General features: G+C 65.9%; 16 protein-coding genes, 3 pseudogenes and 2 riboswitches. Of the genes and pseudogenes, 7 read left to right on the forward strand and 12 right to left on the reverse strand.

Translation table 11 applies throughout. The features are described from left to right. Positions 1-106 precede the first annotated feature (106 nt). The 3 genes from M1E01_RS15820 to M1E01_RS15830 form a co-directional block, all read right to left on the reverse strand. Positions 107-310, reverse strand: coding sequence for a cold-shock protein (locus M1E01_RS15820; protein WP_457972501.1), 204 nt, complete (start codon positions 308-310; stop codon positions 107-109). A gap of 158 nt (positions 311-468) precedes the next feature. Then, positions 469-1,143: a LytR C-terminal domain-containing protein gene (locus M1E01_RS15825; protein WP_457972502.1), complete on the reverse strand. Its 675-nt coding sequence runs from the start codon at positions 1,141-1,143 to the stop codon at positions 469-471. Between the two features lie 51 nt (positions 1,144-1,194). Next, positions 1,195-1,473 carry a DUF3263 domain-containing protein gene (locus M1E01_RS15830; protein WP_457974996.1) on the reverse strand — a complete coding sequence of 93 codons (279 nt, stop codon included), beginning with the start codon at positions 1,471-1,473 and terminating at the stop codon, positions 1,195-1,197. A 212-nt stretch (positions 1,474-1,685) separates the two neighbouring features. Here M1E01_RS15830 and M1E01_RS15835 point away from each other — a divergent pair, with 212 nt between their 5' ends. Together M1E01_RS15835 and M1E01_RS15840 are read left to right on the forward strand one after the other, a co-directional pair. After that, complete coding sequence (locus M1E01_RS15835; RefSeq protein ID WP_457972503.1) at positions 1,686-2,477, forward strand: uracil-DNA glycosylase; 792 nt, start codon at positions 1,686-1,688, stop codon at positions 2,475-2,477. A 107-nt stretch (positions 2,478-2,584) separates the two neighbouring features. Beyond that, positions 2,585-3,424, forward strand: coding sequence for a siderophore-interacting protein (locus tag M1E01_RS15840; protein WP_457972504.1), 840 nt, complete (start codon positions 2,585-2,587; stop codon positions 3,422-3,424). A 121-nt stretch (positions 3,425-3,545) separates the two neighbouring features. On the opposite strand, the gene M1E01_RS15845 is transcribed toward M1E01_RS15840, so the two are convergent. From M1E01_RS15845 to M1E01_RS15855, 3 genes are all read right to left on the reverse strand, one after another. Then, positions 3,546-5,042: a threonine/serine ThrE exporter family protein gene (locus M1E01_RS15845; protein ID WP_457972505.1), complete on the reverse strand. Its 1,497-nt coding sequence runs from the start codon at positions 5,040-5,042 to the stop codon at positions 3,546-3,548. Between the two features lie 46 nt (positions 5,043-5,088). After that, complete coding sequence (locus M1E01_RS15850; protein ID WP_457972506.1) at positions 5,089-6,162, reverse strand: lipid II:glycine glycyltransferase FemX; 1,074 nt, start codon at positions 6,160-6,162, stop codon at positions 5,089-5,091. A 123-nt stretch (positions 6,163-6,285) separates the two neighbouring features. Further along, positions 6,286-7,107 (reverse strand): DNA/RNA non-specific endonuclease, encoded by an 822-nt coding sequence (locus tag M1E01_RS15855; protein WP_457972507.1) that lies wholly within the window; start codon positions 7,105-7,107, stop codon positions 6,286-6,288. A gap of 138 nt (positions 7,108-7,245) precedes the next feature. On the opposite strand from M1E01_RS15855, the pseudogene M1E01_RS15860 reads away from it, so the two are divergent. Continuing rightward, a pseudogene (locus M1E01_RS15860) lies at positions 7,246-7,437 on the forward strand (TspO/MBR family protein); the annotation flags it as partial. A gap of 95 nt (positions 7,438-7,532) precedes the next feature. Here M1E01_RS15860 and M1E01_RS15865 read toward each other — a convergent pair. The 5 genes and pseudogenes from M1E01_RS15865 to M1E01_RS15885 all read right to left on the reverse strand — a co-directional run. Beyond that, positions 7,533-8,939 carry an L-serine ammonia-lyase gene (locus M1E01_RS15865; RefSeq protein WP_457972508.1) on the reverse strand — a complete coding sequence of 469 codons (1,407 nt, stop codon included), beginning with the start codon at positions 8,937-8,939 and terminating at the stop codon, positions 7,533-7,535. Between the two features lie 263 nt (positions 8,940-9,202). Continuing rightward, entirely contained in the window at positions 9,203-9,586 is a 384-nt protein-coding gene (gcvH, locus tag M1E01_RS15870) for a glycine cleavage system protein GcvH (RefSeq protein ID WP_457972509.1), read from the reverse strand. A 147-nt stretch (positions 9,587-9,733) separates the two neighbouring features. After that, positions 9,734-10,912, reverse strand: a complete 1,179-nt coding sequence (gene gcvT / locus M1E01_RS15875) for a glycine cleavage system aminomethyltransferase GcvT (RefSeq protein WP_457972510.1) — start codon at positions 10,910-10,912, stop codon at positions 9,734-9,736. A 12-nt stretch (positions 10,913-10,924) separates the two neighbouring features. Further along, a complete protein-coding gene (gene gcvP, locus M1E01_RS15880; protein ID WP_457972511.1) occupies positions 10,925-13,771 on the reverse strand; it encodes an aminomethyl-transferring glycine dehydrogenase in 2,847 nt (948 codons plus the stop codon). A gap of 49 nt (positions 13,772-13,820) precedes the next feature. Then, a riboswitch (glycine riboswitch) is annotated at positions 13,821-13,965 on the reverse strand. After that, positions 13,966-14,064, reverse strand: a riboswitch (glycine riboswitch). A gap of 144 nt (positions 14,065-14,208) precedes the next feature. Continuing rightward, a pseudogene (locus M1E01_RS15885) lies at positions 14,209-14,639 on the reverse strand (TetR/AcrR family transcriptional regulator); the annotation flags it as partial. Positions 14,640-14,647: 8 nt separating this feature from the next. Here M1E01_RS15885 and M1E01_RS15890 point away from each other — a divergent pair. Beyond that, positions 14,648-15,508 (forward strand): annotated as a pseudogene (locus M1E01_RS15890) (MFS transporter); the annotation flags it as partial. Between the two features lie 126 nt (positions 15,509-15,634). Here the strand turns inward: M1E01_RS15890 and M1E01_RS15895 are convergent. Further along, positions 15,635-16,114, reverse strand: a complete 480-nt coding sequence (locus M1E01_RS15895) for a Dps family protein (RefSeq protein ID WP_457972512.1) — start codon at positions 16,112-16,114, stop codon at positions 15,635-15,637. A gap of 211 nt (positions 16,115-16,325) precedes the next feature. Between M1E01_RS15895 and M1E01_RS15900 the strand changes: the two genes are divergently transcribed. The 3 genes from M1E01_RS15900 to M1E01_RS15910 are packed head-to-tail and all read left to right on the forward strand — an operon-like array spanning position 16,326 to position 20,001. After that, the gene (locus M1E01_RS15900; protein WP_457972513.1) at positions 16,326-17,393 is read left to right on the forward strand and encodes a nitrilase-related carbon-nitrogen hydrolase; all 1,068 of its coding nucleotides are present in this window, start codon (positions 16,326-16,328) and stop codon (positions 17,391-17,393) included. Beyond that, positions 17,390-18,448 (forward strand): agmatine deiminase family protein, encoded by a 1,059-nt coding sequence (locus tag M1E01_RS15905; protein ID WP_457972514.1) that lies wholly within the window; start codon positions 17,390-17,392, stop codon positions 18,446-18,448. The genes M1E01_RS15900 and M1E01_RS15905 overlap by 4 nt, the downstream gene beginning before the upstream one ends. Beyond that, positions 18,445-20,001, forward strand: a complete 1,557-nt coding sequence (locus M1E01_RS15910) for an APC family permease (protein WP_457972515.1) — start codon at positions 18,445-18,447, stop codon at positions 19,999-20,001. Before M1E01_RS15905 ends, M1E01_RS15910 begins: the two co-directional genes overlap by 4 nt. Positions 20,002-20,025 lie beyond the last annotated feature (24 nt).

Consider the following 20,025-nt stretch of genomic DNA (forward strand, 5'->3'; position numbering starts at 1 on the left):
CCGTGGGTGAAGGGCCTCCGGGTGAAGGACGTGCGGGGCAAGCGCAAGGCGCCGGTCGTCCGTCCGGCACTATCTTGGGCGGTCTCCGCGATGGCGCGGCCAGCCACTAGGCAGGCCGGACGTTTTCGGCCTGTGGGCCTTTTTCGCCCTCTCCGACATCGAGCTCGACCCGCTGGCCCTCATCGAGGGCGCGGTAGCCGTCTCCCTGGATGGCAGACCAGTGCACAAAGATGTCATCGCCCGAGCTGTCAACGGTGATGAAGCCGTAGCCCTTTTCAGCGTTGAACCACTTCACGGTTCCCAATGCCATGATTTCCACACTTTCAGATTGCTTCCGTAAGGCCCACCTCAGCGTGTGCCGCGAATTACGCTGCGAAGACTTTCTTCACTCTATCCACCGGCAGGCGACCGGAGGCAGACGGACAGCCGAAACCTGGCGCAATAGTTATTCGGGCGTAACCCGGTTCATCACTGGAATCCGGGGCCCAGCACAACGGCAACGGACGACTCAAAACCCGGGCTCTGAACGAGCGTCGGAATGTTCAACAACTCCCCCAGCGCTTCAGCGCTGGCCTTGTGCTCGGCGCCCGGATAGAAGATGACGGACGTTTGCTGAGGCGCACCCTGCCAGTTAGCGACCTGACCCAAGGTCCAGCCGTCGGCCTCGACGGTGGCACCCACACGGCCAGCCAGCCCGGAAGTCAAAGTCCCGTTGAAGATCGAGACCGGAAGTGCCTTGTCCACGGTTGAAGCCAGCACGTCGACCGAGGCGGGGTCCGTCGCAGCCGGCGATGACGGCGCGGTCTCGGAGGGGTCCGCAGACGCGGCAGCAGACGGGGAGGCCGGCTTGGAGGCACCCGCAGCGGGTGCAGCGGATGATGGCTTGGGTGAGGACGCCCCGGACGCCGAGCTCCCGGATTGGGCGACGGCGGCCGCAGCCTCGGACGCAGACTGTCCCGGGGTCTCGAACCCACCATGCGGCAGCAGGACGAACGCCGCCATGCCCACGGCCAAGGAAGCGGTCCCCACGCTCAGGATGGGCCACAGACGGGGACGCTTTGGCGCCGCCGCTGCCCGGTGGACGCCCTGCCGTGAGGCGGCCTCAGGTACCCTGTCGAATTCATCCCGGGCGTAATTGGTCATGGTAAAACGACGTCCTTGCTGGTCTTTTGCCGGTAGGCCGGCACTAACGATTTAGGCGCCAGACCCCAAGCGGCGCGCGGTGCGGGCCCTCTGACGTGACGTACGTAGTCTACGCAATCTCTTCACAAGCATGGGATCGTGGGCCAGGGCGGCCTCGGTATCAATGAGCGCATTGAGGATCTGGTAGTAGTGCGTAGCCGACAGATCGAACAGTTCGCGGATGGCCTGTTCCTTGGCGCCGGCGTACTTCCACCACTGCCGCTCCAGCGCCAGGATCTGCTGCTCGCGCTCGCTCAACGGAGAGTCCCGCAGCTGAAAATCCTCGAGCAAGGACCCGCGGCGCGGCCCCGCAGCAGGACTTTCTGCTGCAGCGGATCGCTCTGCTGCAGAGACGGCGGCGCGGTCTGTGAGATGGTCCTGCAACGGTTCGGCCACTGCACACTCCTTGGCTGGTTCCGGGAAAAAGACCAACCACCATGTTACGGACGAATAACAGCATTGTCATTTACGCGGCGTTACGCCGGAGGCCCTGCGCTGGAACAATGGTCCGTGTGACTGAACCTGAGCCCCTGTTTGTGCTGGAGAGCCATGCGCCGGCTGAAGACCAAGTACTCGCTGATATGAGGGCCATGCCTTTGGAGAAGCTGGTGGCGCCGGACTGGGCCGCGGCATTGGCTGACGTGGAGGACGAGCTGAGGTCCGCTCTCTCCTTCGTGGCCGGGGAGGAAGCTGCAGGGCACCGGGTGCTGCCGTCGCCGTCGAACCTCCTCCGGGCGTTCCGGCAGCCGCTTGCAGACGTCCGGATACTGATCGTCGGACAGGATCCGTATCCCACGCCGGGACACGCCGTAGGCCTGGCGTTCTCCGTGGACGGCCGCACCCGGCCCCTCCCCCGGAGCCTGGCGAACATCTACAAGGAACTGGAATCGGACCTCGGCTACCCCGCCCGTACCCACGGGGACCTCGGTGCATGGGCTGACCAGGGCGTATTGCTGCTTAACCGGGTGCTAAGTGTGCGCGAGGGTGCTGCCGGGTCCCACCGCGGAAGGGGCTGGGAAACCATCACGACGGCGGCCGTTACCGCCGTCGCCGGCCGCGGCACGGCGGAGGGAAGCCGGATACCGCTGGTCGCCGTACTCTGGGGCAAGGACGCCGAGAGCGTCCGCCCCCTGCTCGGCAGCACGCCGGTGGTGGCCAGCGCCCACCCCAGCCCGCTGTCCGCGTCGCGGGGTTTCTTTGGCTCCCGGCCGTTCAGCCGCGCCAATGCCCTGCTGGAAGAACAGGGCGCCGACGCAGTCGACTGGGAGCTTCCGCCGTTCGTACCCGGAGTCTAAGAGCCGGGCCTCTTGCCCTGGCCCAAGCTGGAGGGCGCGTTGATTCATTAAGCCTTGAAAGGCAACAGAAGGCAGCCGGAAAGAATACTTAGGCTAGGCTTACTTTCATGACTGTTCTGCCTGCCACCACATCGGCGACCCAGAAATCCCGTCCCCAGATCAACCTGACCGTTCTGCGCCGGGAGCAGCTTTCGCCGCACATGGTGAGGATCATCGCGGGCGGCGAAGGTTTCGGAGACTACGTCAACAATGACTTTGTTGACCGCTACGTCAAGATCGTCTTTCCGCAGCAGGGCGTCGAGTACCCCGAGCCGCTTGACCTGTGGGCTGTGCGCGAGACCATGCCACGGGAGCAGTGGCCGTTCACCCGCACCTATACCATCCGTCGGGTTGATATGGCGGCTCGCGAACTGGCCATCGACTTCGTCCTCCACGGAGACTCCGGCCTCGCCGGGCCGTGGGCCGCGTCAGCCCAGCCCGGTGACAGCCTGATCTTCACCGGCCCGGGCGGCGCCTACAACCCGGATCCCTCGGCGGACTGGTACCTGCTGGCCGGCGATGAAGCGGCGCTGCCGGCCATCGCCGCCGTCGTCGAATCCCTTCCCAGCGGCGCCCGCGGGCAGGCATTCCTCGAGGTGGACAACGACGCCGATGCCCAGCACATTGCCGCACCCGCCGGAGTGGAGGTCGTCTGGCTCAAACGGCAGGGCGTACCCGCCGGCGACAGCACCCTGTTGATCGATGCTGTGCGGGAGGCCCAGTGGCCGAAGGGCAGGGTGGACGTCTTTGTGCACGGCGAACGGGGCTACATGAAGGCCCTGCGCGACGTGCTGTTCAAGGAGCGTGGACTGGAACGGCGCCAGGTGTCGCTGTCCGGATATTGGGCCAAGGGCCGGGTGGAAGATGATTTCCAGGCTGAAAAGAAGCTCCCGATCGGCAAGATCTAGGAGCAGGCAAAATCTAGGAGCAGGCAAGATCTAGGCGCGGGCACGATCTAGAATCGGCAAGATCTAGGCGCGGCCAAGATCTGAACGCGGCCAGCTCTTCAGCGCCAGGATCCGCCTGCCGCTAGCGGCGGCGGGCCCGCCGTCGTTCGTTGCTCGCAAGGCTCCTGGTGAGCGGCCGCGCCAGGGTGTCGCCGAGCACGATGCCACCAGCGACGCCGAAGACGATGGCCCCTGCGCTGAGCATGCCTCCGGCTCCTAGCAGGATCTCTGATTCCTCGATGGTGAGCACGTACATCGACCGGAAGATGGTCAGGCCGGGCAGAAGAATCAGGCCGGCAGGGACGGCAACCACCAGCTGGGGAGCACCCATCCTCAGGGCCACCACGCGGGCCAGCAGGCCGATCACTACGGCGGCAATTGCCGGTGAGAAGCGTGCGCCAACATTCAGTGATTCGGCGCCGATAAGGGCCAGGTGCCCAACCACGCCGACTCCCGCCGTCGGCAGCAACAGCTTCCAGTCCGTCTGTTCCGTGATGCCGATCGCGACGACGGCGACGGCCACCATGAACACCTGCACCCACAGCGGATACGCCGGCGGGAAAGTTTCCGTGACGTCGATGGGCTCCATGCCGATCCTGTCCCCCACCACGAAGGCGACGGCGATCCCGGCCACCACGGCACCGAAGGTCAGCAGAGTCGACAGGAACCGGCCGGCCGCGGTAACAGGGAACCCGTTGATGGCGTCCTGGACCGACGATACGAGCCGGCCGGTGGGAAGCAGCAGCAGGATACCGCCCACCACAACGATGGCCGGGGCAAGCTGTATCCCCAAGGGGCTGCCGAATCGCCACAGGAGCAGCGCGATCACGGTGACAACGAAGGAACACGCCGCGGTGATGAAGAAGTCTGGTGTCCGCCAGCGGCCCAGCTTCCGGGCCAGAAGGCTGATCAGCAGGTTGGAGGCGAACGCGACGGCCGAGGCACCCGGGCCGCCGCCGATCACGCCCACGAACATGGCAGAAAACACCGCGAACGCGACCGTGACCATCCAGCGCGGGAACGGTTTGGGGCTGCGGACAATTTCGTCAAGCCGTCGGGCGGCCTCGTCCCGGCCGACGCCTCCGGCCACGATGTCTGTAACGAGCTGGTGTACCTTCGCCAGGCCCGCGTAATTGTTGGTCCAGGAACGCACCACGCGCAGCAGCGCGATGGGCGTCTGGTCCTGGGGCGCATAATTGATGGCCACCGACTGGTTGGTGATGTCCACCTCGATGTTGCTCAGCCCGAGCGCCGCGGTGACGGCGATGATGCTGGTTTCCACTTCGAGGGCGCCGGCGCCGTAACGGAACATCGCTTCGGCGAGGCGCAGAGCAAAGTCCATGGTTTTGCGCGCGGAGGTGTCCACCGCGCCCACCTGGATCATGGGGTTGGCGTAAGGGCTGCCAGTGAGCCGGTCCACGATGCTCAGGGGCGCCGTCGGCGGGTTCTCCCCCTGCACGAGGCGGCGCAGCATGCGCTTGGCCGCGGCGTTCTGCCGCAGCTGCGAAGCGGAGAGCGGCTCGGTCTTGGGCAGGCTGTCGGTATGGGGGCGCTTGGCCCCGTCGGGTTGCTTGGTCATTCCGGCCTCCCTCCGTGAGTTAATGCTGCTCGGCGTACCAGTATGTCTAGTAGAACTGCTGCCCCGTCCGGCGGGTGTAAACCTGCCGCGCCACCCGTTCACCGGCGGCGGTCCACAGCTTGTACTTCAGCGGGCTGATGACCTGGTCATAGCAACCGACGAAATCCGTGACGGTCTTGCTGAAGCTTGTCTTGAAGAGCCCGAGACCGTGGAAGGGGTTGGATGTGTCCTTCAGCTTGTCGCTCGGGGGCGTGCCGCAGAAGTCGTATTCCGTGCAGCCCAGCTCCTTGACCTGCTTGATCGCTGTCCACTGCACGAGGTGCGAATCGCCGTACTGGCTGCGTTTCTGCAGTGAGCCGCCGTCCTTGTACGTGCCCTTGCGTCCGTAGTTGATGACAAAGGCGCCCACAGAGGGGACCGCGTCCTCGTAAACGAACAGGAGCCGCCCTTGGCCACGCTTGATGAAGTTGGTCCAGAACTGGCGGTAGTACTCGTACTCCCGGACCCGGACCTGCGACTTGGCCTCCACCGTTGTGGTCATGAGACCGTACATGGCGCGGAAGTTCTCTTCCGTCGGTTCCACATTGTGCACCTCGACGCCTTCCCGGATGGCACGGCGGATTGCGTTCCGGCCCCGCGAGTGGAGGTTGCGGAGCAGCTGGTTCTCGTCCGGGGAAATGTCCAGGAGTGCGGTGGAGTCATTGGGCTGAAGGTTGTGGGTCTTGACCAGCCCGGCGCCTTCGATGACCTGACGCGCATGGTCGCTGAGTACGATATCCGGCTCGATCTTGATGGCGAAGACCCCGAGGCGTGCCCGCCTGACGAAGTCGGCGTTGGCTTTGGCGATGCCGGGAATGTCCTCGACATCGGCCACGTCCGGGCCCTTGATGATGTACCAGAGCTTGCCCAGCACCGGAAAGCTCTTTTCAAGGACGAGGTTGTAGCTCACGTAGTCGGCTGTCTCATAGACGAGGTGCAGTGTCTTCCAGCCATAGTGCTGTTTGACGTCAGCGAAGGCCTCGGATTGCAGGAGGTTTCCGCCGTTCGGATTCGCGGTGACGTGGGAATCCCAGTTGGCGACCTCTTCGGAGGTGGCAAAGCGGGCGGTGAATTCTCGCAAGGGTGCCGTGTCCAATCTTCGCGTACGTAGCTCTGCAGAAGGTGCCCGATGAGGCAGCCTCAAGTCTATCGGGACAGCCCGCGCCCTCGCCGAGTGAGGGGCACCCAGGCGGTGGGCTTTCCGTCACAGCCTTACACTGGCGAAGTCCTGCAGGCGTGCGGCCGCCGGTACCAGGCCGCCCATGCCGGCGCCCTTGGTCAGCCGGTCGGCGGCCGCCAGCCGGGTGAGGTCGATCCCCGTGAGCCCGGCTATCTGGCTCACCGGGACCTGGAAGGTGCGGAAGGGTCCCAGCGGCGGCGGCTCGCCCGCGGCCAGCCGCCGGAGGACGGCCTGCTCCAGCTCCAGCCCTTCCAGCAGGGGTGACTGGTCGAGCACGAATCCCGCCGAGGCGAGTGCCCCGTCTCCGGTCCAAGCGGCGACCTTCCAGAACCGTCGTGGTATCTGGATCCCCCTGTACGGCAGATCGTCGTGGGCGAGGACCGGTCCGGTGAAGACGCTCAGTTTGGCGTCGTAAATGTCGGCATGGTTCAGCACGTGGTCCTCGAGGCCGAGCCAGAGCTGCTTATCCTGGTTGAAGTCCGCTGCCTGCGGCGCCGCGTTGGGAAAGGCAAACGTGTCCTGGTTTGCTCTCCGGGCGGTCTCCGGGTCTCCCCACACGGGGTCGAGCCTGCGCACCAGGTGTCCCCGGTCCAGCTTGTTGTTCCGGTACACCTCTGGGCCGGCCTGGTGCCCACGGGGCACCCTCGGGTCGAAATGCCAGGTTCCGCTGCGCTCGAGCGGGCGGAGTTCCCCGCCGTTGATATTGACCCCGACGACGGCAGCCAGCCTGCGGGAGGACTGAAGCCGCACCGAGAAGTGGGTGTAATCGAGCAGCACGGCAGGCGCGTTCGGGCAGGGAAGGTCAACGGCCTCCAGCAGGAAGCCAGGATCGTAGCCTCCGTTCATGGATCCAATGGTGGCACGTGGCCTTGACTCCGGCCTCACGCACGGCAAGTGGGAAGGCACGGACCGCTTGCCGGAGGGAGTCCGGGGACTTCGATTAACAAGGACGGGACCGTACGCTCGGACAGCAGGCGTGTTGTTGTGCAGCTCGCGGCACTCCTCGCTTTTCTGGCAGCGTCCGCTCTGGTCGCGTGGCCCGGCTCTCAGGCAACCATCAACAATGTCAGCGGCTGGTACGCGGCGGCGGACAAGGCGCCGTGGTCTACGCCCAACTGGGTGTTCGGGCCGGTCTGGACTGTGCTGTGTGCCTCCATGGCCGTGGCGGCGTGGGTCGTTTGGCGCAGCCGCAGCGCCAGGCCCAGGACCGGTCTCAGGATGTACGGGGTGCAACAACTAAGTCCCGGCAAGCTCGACCAGCTGAAGAGGGATCAGCATTCCACGACGTTGACGGCGAGGCCGCCCATGGCGGTTTCCTTGTACTTATCGCTCATGTCCTTGCCGGTTTCGCGCATGGTGATGATGACCTCGTCCAGTGAGACGCGGTGGGTGCCGTCGCCCCAGAGCGCCATTTTCGCGGCGTTGATGGCCTTCGCCGCGGCGATCGCGTTGCGTTCGATGCAGGGCACCTGCACCAGGCCCCCGATCGGGTCACACGTCAGGCCCAGATTGTGTTCCATCGCGATCTCCGCGGCGTTCTCCACCTGCGCCGGGGACCCGCCCATCACCTCGGCCAAGCCCGCGGCGGCCATCGAGGACGCCGACCCGACCTCGCCCTGGCAGCCGACCTCCGCCCCGGAAATGGACGCCTGTTCCTTGTACAGCACCCCGACCGCGCCGGCGGCGAGCAGGAACTTCACCACCACATCGTCCCGGTCGGCCTGGGTCGCCTGATCCATGCCGGGGGCGTAGTGCAGCGCGTAATACAGCACCGCCGGGATGATGCCCGCGGCCCCGTTCGTCGGGGCCGTGACCACCCGCCCGCCCGAAGCGTTCTCCTCATTGACCGCCAGCGCGACCAGGTTCACCCATTCCTGCCAATACCGGCCGTCCCGGTCCGTGTCTTCCTTCAGCAGCCGCTGATGCCAGTCCGGGGCGCGGCGGCGGACCTTCAGCCCGCCCGGCAACAGTCCCTCCCGCTTCAGGCTGGTCTGCACACACGCCTCCATCACGGAGTAGATGCGCCCCAGCCCCTCCCGGATCTCCTCCTCCGAACGGGAAGCGCGTTCATTGACGAACATGACCTCGCTGATCGACAGGCCCTGGGCACGGCAATGCTCCAGCAGCTCCGCGGCCGTGCGGAACGGCAGCGGCAGCTCCTTCTTGGACTCCTCCAGCTCCTGCAGCGCCGCGTCCTCCTCGCCCTCCCGGACAATGAACCCGCCCCCGACCGAGAAGAACGTCGCCCTGTGCAGCACCTCGCCGGCGGCGTCGGACACGGTAAACGTCATCCCGTTGGTGTGCCGGGGCAGCACGGTCAAGGGCCGCAACACAATATCCTCCACCCCATACGGCAACCGCACACCGCCGCCCGCGCCGGCCAGCTGCAGCATCCCGGTCTCCGCGATGTCCGCCAGCCGGGACTCCACCTCCTCCGGCAGGATCAACTCCGGATGAAAGCCCTCCAGGCCCAACAGGACCGCGGTCATCGTCCCGTGCCCGTGACCCGTCGCAGCCAGCGAACCGTACAGATCCACCCGCAACGACGCCACCCGCTCCAACACCCCGGACGCCCTAAGCTCCTCCGCAAACACCGCAGCAGCACGCATCGGCCCCACAGTGTGCGAACTCGACGGGCCGATTCCGATGGAGAAAAGGTCAAAGACACCAACAGCCATGATCAGTTCCTAAAAAGTCAGTAATCGAGAGGTGAGCAGCGGCCCCTTCGGGTCCGGCCTCCGGCAGCATGCTCCCCGCCGTCCCCCCTAACCTCGAAAGCTCGGCCAGGGAACCCGGACGGCGTGGGCCCGGCATGCACAAAGGTTGAACCCGACGGGCCGGGCTTCGACAAGCTCAACCAGCGGACTTGCCAGCAATCTCTCTTACCAACGCTACGCCGTTTTGGGCGCCGCGAGGGCAGCCCCGAGCGCAATCCAATGGCTTAAAGCTCGCCGCCGTTCTTGGACGCGTACTCCTCGGCGGACAGCAGCGGACCTTCCGACTCGGCGGCGACCTTGAAGAGCCATCCTGCACCGTACGGGTCGCTGTTGATTAGCGCCGGGTCGTCGACGACGGCCGGGTTGGTTTCCGTGACCTCGCCAGTGACCGGGGAGTAGAGGTCCGAAACGGACTTGGTGGACTCCACCTCGCCGCAGGTCTCGCCGGCAGTCACAGTGGAGCCGACCTCGGGCAGGTCCACGTAAACAATGTCGCCGAGGGCGTCGGTGGCCACGGCGGAAAGGCCGACGGAAACAACGTTTCCATCCTTCCGGGACAGCCACTCGTGTTCTTCGGAGTACTGCAGATCAGCGGCAACTTTTGCCATGTTGTTTGGTTCCTTACGTTTCGGTGATTTCGGAAAGTGAGAGAGCGTCGGGTTAAACCCGACGGAAAGTGAGAGAGCGCCGGGTTAATTGTGCAGAAAGTGAGAGAGCGTCCGGGGGTAGGTGGTCCCGGACGCTCTCCCGCAAAACTACTTGGCGCGTTTGTAGAACGGGAGTGCCACGACTTCGAAGGGTTCTGCCTTGCCGCGGAGGTCTACGTCCAAGAACGTGCCGGGCTCGGTGTATTCGACGTCGACGTAAGCCATAGCGACGGGGTAACCCAGGGTGGGGCTGGGCTGGCCGGAGGTCACTTCACCGACGACGTTGCCGTCCTTAAGCACAGGGTAGTGTGCCCGGCCGGCGCGGCGGCCCAGGCCCTTGAGGCCTACGAGCTTCCGTCCCGTGCTGGTTCCGGCTCCGGCTTCCTTTTTGGCCGCCAGGGCTGCCTTGCCGACGAAGTCGCCTTCCTTGGACAGCGCGACGACGGGGCCCAGGCCGGCGGCGAAGGGGTCGCCGTCGAGGGACAGTTCGTTGCCGTAGAGCGGCATGCCGGCCTCCAGGCGGAGGGAATCGCGGCAGGCCAGGCCGGCCGGCGTCAGCTCCCCCTCGTCGGCGATGGCGATGATTGCCTGCCAGAGGGCGGCGGCGTCGGCATTGTCCACGAAGATCTCAAAGCCGTCTTCCCCGGTGTAGCCCGTGCGTGCCAGCAGCAGCTCCTGACCCGCGCCGGCCACGAGGAATGGGACCTCGACGCCGGCGTAGTACTTCAGTCCGGTGACGAGCTCGTGCTGGGCTGCGGGAACGAGGCGAAGAAGGATTTCTTCAGCTTTCGGCCCCTGCACAGCGATGAGCGAGGTTTCGGCGGAGACGTCGTCCACGACGACGTCGAATCCTGCCGCGCGCTCGACGAGGGCGGCGGCGACGGTGGCAGCGTTGCCGGCATTGGGCACGACGAGGAACCTGTCGGCGGTTCCGGTCTCCGCGGTCCCAGCACCGGCAGCACCAGCACCGGCAGGGCGCCGGTACACGATGAGGTCATCGATGATGCCGCCGTCCTGGTTGCAGATCAGCGAGTACTTGGCCTTGCCGACGGCCATGGCGGAGATCTTTCCCGCGAGGGCGTAGTCCAGGAAGGCTCCGGCGTCCGGCCCGGTGACCCAGACTTCGCCCATGTGGGAGAGGTCGAAGATGCCGGCGGCGTTGCGGACGGCGTGGTGCTCGGCCAGCTCGGAGGTGTATTTGAGCGGCATCTGCCAGCCGCCGAAGTCGGTGAAGGAGGCGCCGAGTTTCTTGTGCTCTTCGTACAGGGCCGTGTACTTCTCAGTCATGGGGGGTGATCCTTAGTTCTCAAATTCGGAAAGCGGCGGGCAGGAACAGACCAGGTTCCGGTCCCCGGCTGCGCCGTCGATGCGGCCCACGGGCGCGAAGTACTTGTCCTGCTTGAGGGAGTGCACGGGGAACACGGCCTGCTCGCGGGGGTAGTCACGGTTCCAGTCGGAGCTGATGACCGCGGCCGCGGTGTGCGGGGCGTTACGCAGCGGGCTGTTCTCCACAGTGAAGTCACCGTTGGCGACCTGGTCGATCTCGCGGCGGATGGAAACCATGGCCTCGATGAACCGGTCGATCTCGGCCAGGTCCTCGGACTCGGTCGGCTCCACCATCAGGGTCCCGGCCACCGGGAACGCCAGGGTGGGGGCGTGGAAGCCGTAGTCGATCAGGCGCTTGGCCACGTCCTCGGCCGTGACACCGGTCCGGGCCGTGAGTTCGCGCAGGTCCAGGATGCACTCGTGCGCCACCAGGCCGCCCTCACCGGTGTACAGCACCGGGAAGTGCTCATCCAGGCGCGCAGCGACGTAGTTCGCCGCGAGCAGCGCCGACTTCGTGGCCTCGGTCAGCCCGTCCCCGCCCATCAGCTTCACGTACGCCCAGGAGATCGGCAGCACCCCGGCGGAGCCGAAGCGCGAGGCCGAGATCGGCACGTCATCACCCTCACTCCAGGACGCCGCGTTGCCGGGCATGAACGGTGCCAGGTGCGCCTTGGCCGCGACCGGGCCGACGCCGGGCCCGCCGCCGCCGTGCGGGATGCAGAAGGTCTTGTGCAGGTTCAGGTGCGACACGTCCCCGCCGAACTTGCCCGGCTGGGCCAGCCCCACCAGGGCGTTAAGGTTCGCGCCGTCAACGTAGACCTGCCCGCCCGCGGCGTGCACCGCGTCGCAGACCTCACGGACGTCCCCGTCGTACACCCCGTGGGTGGAGGGGTAGGTGATCATGATGCACGACAGCACGTCCTTGTGCGCCTCGATCTTCGCGTACAGGTCCGCGTGGTCAATGGTGCCGTCCGCCGCGGTGGCCACCACCACGACCTTCATGCCCGCCAGCACCGCCGAGGCAGCGTTCGTGCCGTGCGCCGAGGCCGGAATCAGGCAAATGTTCCGCTGGCCCTCGCCACGGGACCGGTGGTAACCGCGGATCGCCAGCAGACCCGCCAGCTCACCTTGGGACCCGGCATTGGGCTGGATCGAGACCTGGTCATAGCCGGTGATCTCGGTCAGCTGCGCCTCCAGATCAGCGATCAGCTCACGCCAGCCCGCCGTTTGGGAATCCGGCGCGAACGGGTGGATCGAGGCGAACTCCGGCCAGGAAATGGCCTCCATCTCGGCCGTCGCATTCAGCTTCATCGTGCAGGACCCCAACGGAATCATCGTGCGGTCCAGCGCCAGGTCACGGTCCGACAACCGCCGGATATAACGCAGCAGCTGCGTCTCGGACCGGTGCGTATTGAACACCGGATGCTCCAGGTAACCGGAGGTGCGTTCGACGGCGGGGTCAAGAGCGAAACTGCCCGGGGCTCCCACTGCCGTGGCGCCGAAGGCGGCGAGTACGTCCGCCACGATGGCCGGTGTGGTTGTTTCATCCGTGGAGATGCCGACGGTGTCGGCGTCGATCACGCGGAGGTTGATCCCCTTTTCTTCTGCTGCGGCGATGATGCCGGCCGCCTTGCCCGGAACGGAAACGGTCACGGTGTCGAAGAAACTGTTGTGCAGGACTTCCAAGCCGGCTGCCTTGAGCGATGCCGCGAGAACCTTGGCGTGGCTGTGCGCGGTCTCGGCGATCGCCTTCAGCCCCTCCGGTCCGTGGTAGACCGCGTACATCGACGCGACGATAGCCAACAGCGCCTGCGCGGTGCAGATGTTGGAGGTCGCCTTTTCACGGCGGATGTGCTGCTCCCGGGTCTGCAGCGCGAGGCGGTACGCGGGCACTCCGGCAGAGTCTTTGGAGACACCCACCAGGCGGCCGGGCAGGGAGCGCTCAAGGCCCTTTTGCACTGCCATATAGGCGGCGTGGGGTCCGCCGTAGAACAGCGGCACACCCAGCCGCTGCGCGGACCCGACGGCGATATCCGCGCCCTGCTCGCCGGGAGGCGTGATCAGGGTCAGGGCCAGCAGGTCAGCTGAGACCGTGACCAGGGCACCACGTTCCTTGGCGGCGGCAATCACGGGGGACTGGTCCCAGACCCGGCCGGAGACTCCGGGCTGCTGCAGGACGACGCCGTTGATGTCACCGTCAGGCAGTCCGTAGGACAAATCCGCGACCTCGACCTCGAAGCCCAGCGCCTCGGCGCGACCCTTGACGATGGCGATGGTCTGCGGCAGGCAGTCAGCGTCCAGGACGGTCTTGCCCTCGCGGGCTTGCTTGTTCTTGTTGGCCCGGCGCATCAGCAGCACCGCCTCGGCCACCGCCGTTGCTTCATCCAGCAGCGAGGCATTGGCGATTGGCAGGCCAACGAGGTCCTGGACCATGGTCTGGAAGTTCAGCAGCGCCTCAAGGCGGCCCTGGGAAATTTCCGGCTGGTACGGGGTGTAGGCCGTGTACCACGCAGGGGATTCCAGGATGTTGCGGCGGATCACCGGAGGCGTCACGGTGTCGTAGTAGCCCTGGCCGATCATCTGTACAGCCGTCTTGTTCTTCGCGGCCAGCCTGCGGAGCTCGGCGAGCGCTTCAACCTCGCTCAGCGCCGGAGACAGTTCCAGCGCAACATCCTGCCGGATGTCCTTGGGAACGGCGGTGTCAACCAGGGCATCAACGGTGTCGAAGCCCACAGCCTTGAGCATGGCGGCAACATGGGCTTCGCGGCGGGCTCCGATGTGCCGGTCGACGAAGGTGGCGGAGGCTGAATGTACGGTCAAAGGAACTCCATAACTAAGGCGGCGCGGGTACGCCACAGTGATTCGGGTTCCTCCCCGCTCTGTATTGGACCTGAGAGTTTCCGCGGCGCGCATCGTGCGCGGCGCCGCTTGCACCGTCGGTGAGCACAGCGTGTCCTGAGTTGTCGGGTGATCCCGGGCCTTACGGCCGACAGCCTGCTACTTTCCAGAGTTGCCTCGCCGCGGCGGTACATGGGCCTGTGAGATTCCTGGGGAGGGTTTGCTCCTACGGCGCCTGCTTGTACCTACTTGCAGGACTCTCCCGCCGCAGATCAAAGGCGTATTCAGTTAGCCGTGGCATCAGCCACACCGGCCATTCTCCTACGTCCCGAACCCGTCCGCAAACTGCAGCAGCGGCGTCCGGGCCCGCGGCCGGCCGACGCCGCGCAATCATCGGGTTCCCCGCGGGAAAGCGCTCTTCAGCCCCGGAGCCGCGCCAGCGCGGAGAGCAGGCTTTCGCCGTCGGCAGCCGTTTCTGCGGCGGTCGCGGCGGGCCCGATGGAGAGCATTGCATTGAAGTACACGCCGTCACCCATATACAGGACCGCCTAGGCGAGGTCGGGTCCCACGTCCTTGGCAATCTCGTCCAGCCACCGCTGCTGGATGCGGGCGAACCGGCGCCGGGTTTCCTCGTGGGCCACTTCCGCCAGTCGCGTGGAGGCGACGATGGCAGGGTCCAGTGGGTGTCCGCCCAGACGGAGGACCTGATGAAGTAGGCGGCCGCCCCTTCGGGCGCGGTGGACATGGCCTGCGCATCGGCTTCGGCGTACTCGTCCAGGCGATCCAAAAGGACGCCGATCAGCGCTTCCTTGTTCGGGAAATGGTAGAGCAGCCCTCCTTTGGAACACCCGCGCGGGCCTCTACGGAATCAAGGAACTTGCCACCGCAGGCCTCGGGGGCGCCGGTTGCCGTCATCGCCTTTGGCGCATTCATGGGCTGGGCATTTGTCCGGCGGCAGAAGCGCCTGGCGTCGCCCCTCCTGGACCTATCGCTTTTCAGCAACCCCGACTTCAGCACGGCCATCACGGCCAATGTCCTGGCGCTGTTCTCCTACAACGGCTTCATCCTGTTCCTGGCGCAGCACCTGCAGCTGCAGCTGCTGGAGGGCATGTCCCCTTCGGCATCTGGAATGGCCATGCTTCCCGCCCTTGCCGCGATGGTGATGGCCGGGCTGCTCGTGGTGCCGCTGGTGAAAAAGCTGCGCCCCGGGTTTGTTGTGGCCGGAGGCCTGTTCCTCAGCGCTGCGGGCTACAGGCTCGTCGCCCTAGACGACCATTCATCAGGGCCGGGGCTACTGCTGGGCGCACTGCTCCTGCTGGCCGTCGGCGTGGGCGGGGCGGAGACAATTTCCAACGACCTGATCCTTGGGGGCAGTTCCGCCAGCCAGGTCAGGGGCAGCCGCGGCGATTTCGGAAACAGGCTATGAGGTGGGTCCCTGCTCGGGACAGCCGTGCTGGGATCCATCCTCACGGCCTCGTATCAGCAGCATCTGGCGCTGCCACCTGCGGTCGTGGGCACTTCCCCCGAGACGGCGCCGGCCGAAGCGCTGGCCGGCGCAGGCGAAACACTCGCGGGCGCGGTGGAACTGGCCGGGATGCTGCCGGCCCCGGCTTCCGAGGCTCTCGCAGAGGCTGCCCGCACGGCTTTCGACTCGGGCGTCCACATCATGCTGCCATCGCGCTGGTACTGATGGCAGCAGCGGCCGTCCTGTCCGCCGTCGGGCGGTGCCGACCCAAAAGAGGGCCTGCACAAAAGGGGCCTGCACAAAGGTGTCCGGCACAAAAACAGCCCCGGAGCTCGTTCCGGGGCTGTTTTGCCTTTGCGGCCGGGCCGCAGCACGCGAAGTTACTTGCCGTCAGGCTGCGTGACGCTGGCGGTGGGCTTCATGTTCTCAGCACTCAGCATCCAGGCGAACTGCTCCAGCTTCTCGATGAAGGTGTGGAGCAAGTCAGCAGTGGTGGGGTCTTCCTCATCCACCTCGTCATGGACTTTGCGCATGGTGCCGACCGCGGCTTCCAAGGCGGCAACAATCCGCTCGGCCGCGTCCTGGGTGCTGATAAGGCCGTCCGGGAAGCGGGCAAGGTTGGTGGACTTGGCCACCGTCTCGCTGCGGCCGTCGGGCAGCGCATGGAGTGCGCGCATCCGCTCCGCGGTGTCGTCAGCGAAGGTCCTCGCGGCGTCCACAATCTCGTCCAACTGCAGGTGGAGGTCCCGGAAGTTGGTCCCCACGATATTCCAGTGTGCCTGCTTGCCCTGGAGGTGCAGCTCGATCAGGTCCGCGAGCACAGCCTGCATGTTGTTGGTCAGGGTCGGTGAAGCTTTCATTCGTCCTCCTCGATTGGTCCAGCAGTTCCGACGCTACCCCAGCCCCTAATCCGGGCGGCAGAACCAAGCCGCCGTTTCACCATCAGCTTACTTAGTACTTTCCGTCATAAATGATCGACATTCAAATAACCCTTGCCAGCACCGCAGGCACTGCGCATACTAAATGAACGTCATTCATTTAGTATGCGGCCGTCGCAATGGAGTGATTATCATGATCGAAATCACCCGCCTGGATGCCCTCGATTCCCCCGCCCGGACAGCGCCGTCCACGCGGCCCGCCCTGCGGATCGGAGTTGTCCAGCACCACTGGCACAGCAGCAACGCCGCTGTCCGCGCCGAACTGGACGATGGCATCGGTCGCGCTGCCCGCCTCGGCGCCAGTGTCGTCTTCCTTCCCGAACTGACGCTGTCCCGCTACCCTGCGGACCAGGTCCCGGACAACGACCTGTCCCTGGGCCGCACCCGTTCGCGACCCTCGGACGTGGCGGAGGATCTCCTCGGCGGTCCCACCTTCCGCTTCGCGGCTGAAGCCGCCCGCCGCCACGGCATCTGCGTCCACGCGTCGCTCTACCAGCAGGCAGAACACCCTGACGGCAGCGACGACGGCCTCGGCCTGAACACCTCCATCCTTGTCTCCCCCTCCACTGAGCTGCTGGCGCGCACGCACAAGCTGCACATCCCCGTCACTGCTGGCTACTACGAGGACAGGTTCTTCCGGCAGGGCCCGGCAGCCGAAGACGCCTATGCGGTCCACGCTCCGGCCGAGCTCGACGGCGCGCGCCTCGGCATGCCCACCTGCTGGGACGAGTGGTTCCCGGAACTGGCACGCCTTTACGCGCTGGGCGGCGCGGAGCTGCTGGTATATCCGACGGCGATTGGTTCAGAACCGCTGTTCCCGGACTTTGACACGCAGCCCCTGTGGCAGCAGGTTATCGTGGGCAACGGCATCGCCAACGGGCTGTTCATGGTGGTCCCCAACCGCTGGGGCCAGGAGGACGCCCTCAATTTCTACGGGTCCTCCTTCATCTCGGATCCTTACGGACGCATCCTGGTCCAGGCACCGCGTGACGAATCGGCCGTCCTCGTCGCGGACGTGGATCTGGACCAGCGCCGAGACTGGCTCACGCTCTTCCCATTCCTCACCACCCGCCGCCCGGACACCTACTCACGTCTCACTGAACCAGTGCGCCACGACGCCCCCTTCGGCGGAGTGCCGGCTCCGCTGGTTGAGCCCAATCGGCTGGCCGCGGCCAATGCCCTGGCGGAGGTGACGGCATGAGCACCTGGCGCATGCCGGCAGAAACGGCGCCCCAGGAGCGGCTCTGGATGGCGTTCCCCACCGGCGGCTACACTCTGGGCGGGACTGCAGAGGAGGCGCATGCCGCGCGTTCGGTGTGGTCCGCCGTCGCGAACGCTGCCGTTGAGTTCGAGCCGGTCACGGTGGTGGTGGCCCCCGACGACGCCGATACCGCAAAGGGGTATCTCGCACCCGCCGTCGAGGTACTGACGGCGGAGCTGAACGATGCCTGGATGCGGGACATCGGCCCGACGTTCGTGCTGGACGGCCGCGGCACGCTGGGTGCGGTGGACTGGGTCTTCAACGGCTGGGGTGCGCAGGAATGGGCCCGCTGGGACCAAGACGCCCGCATAGCGGCCGAAATCACGGGACGGGCAGGCGCAGACCATCTGGTGTCAGGACTGGTGAACGAGGGCGGCGGCATCCAGGTGGACGGCGAGGGCACCGTACTGGTCACCGAGACCGTCCAGCTCGATCCCGGGCGCAATCCCGGCCTGACCAAAGCCGAGATCGAAGCGGAGCTGGTCCGGACCCTCGGTGCCAGCCACGTGATCTGGCTGCCCCGCGGCTTGACGCGTGATTCAGAAAAATTCGGCACCCGGGGCCATGTGGACCTCGTTGCAGCCATCCCGTCCCCCGGCACGCTCCTGGTCCACGCGCAGCGAAACCCGGCGCACCCCGACTACGGCGTAAGCCAGGAACTCATCAGCTTTCTGTCCTCCACGCAGGATGCCGCCGGACGGGAATGGAACATCATCGAGGTGCCCGCCCCCGAGACGCTGACGGACGCCGAAGGGTTCGTGGACTACAGCTATATCAACCACGTTGTGGTGAACGGCGGAGTCCTTGCCTGCACGTTCTCCGACCCCAACGACGAGAAAGCCCTCCGCATTCTCGCCGATGCCTATCCCGGCCGCCGCGTGGTGGGCATTGACGCGCGTGACCTCTTCGCCCGCGGCGGCGGAATCCACTGCATCACCCAGCAGCAGCCCGCTGTCCCCTGGACCGGGCTGCCTCCCAGAGAGGGTACGTCATGAGCCAAGCCACCCGCCCAACCGCGTCGGCCGGAGCTACTGCCGGCACCGCCGGCCCCGCGCACGGCATTACCAGCAAGGGACTGAAGGGCGGGCAGCTGGGCCTCCTCGCCGTCGTTGTTCTCGGCATTTCGACGATTGCGCCGGCCTATACGCTTACCAGTGCCCTCGGTCCTACCGTTGCCGAGGCCGGGCTGCAGCTACCGGTCATTTTCCTCATCGGCTTCATCCCGATGATCCTCGTGTCCCTCGCCTACCGGGAGCTGAACACCGATTCGCCGGACAGCGGCACCACCTTCACGTGGGTGACCAAGGCCTTCGGGCCCTGGGTGGGGTGGATGGGCGGCTGGGGCCTGCTGGCCGCCAACATCACCGTGCTGTCCAACCTGGCGGCGGTGGCCGTGGACTTCTTCTATCTCTTCCTCGCGCAGCTGACGGGGACCCCGGAACTGGCCGACCTCGCCGCCAACAAGCTCCTCAACGTGGCCACCTGCTTCGTTTTCGTCGCGCTGGCCGTGTGGGTGAGTTACCGCGGGCTGCACAGCACAAAGATCGTGCAGTATGGACTCGTGGGGTTCCAGCTGCTGGTGCTGGCCCTGTTCGTGGGCCTCGCCTTTGCAAACTGGTCCTCGTCCGAAACCTCCATCCCCTTCAGCTGGGAGTGGTTCGACGTGACCAAGATCGAGACGTTCGGCCAGCTCGCGGCGGGCATCTCGCTGTCCATCTTCGTGTACTGGGGCTGGGATGTTTGCCTCACCGTGAACGAGGAAACCACCAACGGCAAGAAAACCGCCGGCCTCGCAGGCACCGTGACCGCCGTCGTCGTTCTTGGCATTTACCTCCTGATCACTATCGCCACCATGATGTTCGCCGGGGTTGGCACCGCGGGGATTGGCCTGAACAATGAGGAAAACCACGCCAATATCTTCACGGCGCTGGCGTCGCCCGTTATGGGCCCCTTAGCCATCCTCATGTCGCTGGCGGTCCTGTCCAGTTCGGCAGCCTCGCTTCAGTCAACGTTTACGTCGCCCTCACGCAGCCTGCTGGCGATGGCGCACTACGGCGCGCTGCCAAGGCCCTTCAGCCGCATGAGCGCGCAGTTCGCGACGCCGGGCTTCGCCATCATCGCCTCGGGGGTCCTCTCGGCGGGGTTCTACGCCGTGATGCACGTGGTAAGCGAGAACGTTCTCAACGACACCATCCTCGCCCTCGGCCTGATGATCTGCTTCTACTACGGCCTGACTGCTTTCGCCTGCGCCTGGTACTTCCGCAACACCGTGTTCAGCAGCGCCCGCAACTTCATGTTGCGGCTGGTCTGTCCCCTGCTGGGCGGGGCGGGCCTCCTGGTGGTCTTCCTCCAGACGGCCGCGGACAGCTGGGCCCCGGAATTCGGCAGCGGGTCCGAGGTCTTCGGTGTGGGCCTGGTGTTCGTGCTTGGCGTCGGCATCCTGGCGCTCGGGGCTGTGTTCATGCTGGTGATGTCGCGCCTGCGGCCTGGGTTCTTCCGTGGCGAGACAATACGTCAGGACACCCCGGCACTGGTGGTTCCCGACTAGGCGCTACTGCACCCATCGCCGCAC

The sequence above is a fragment of the Arthrobacter sp. D1-17 genome (assembly GCF_054130535.1).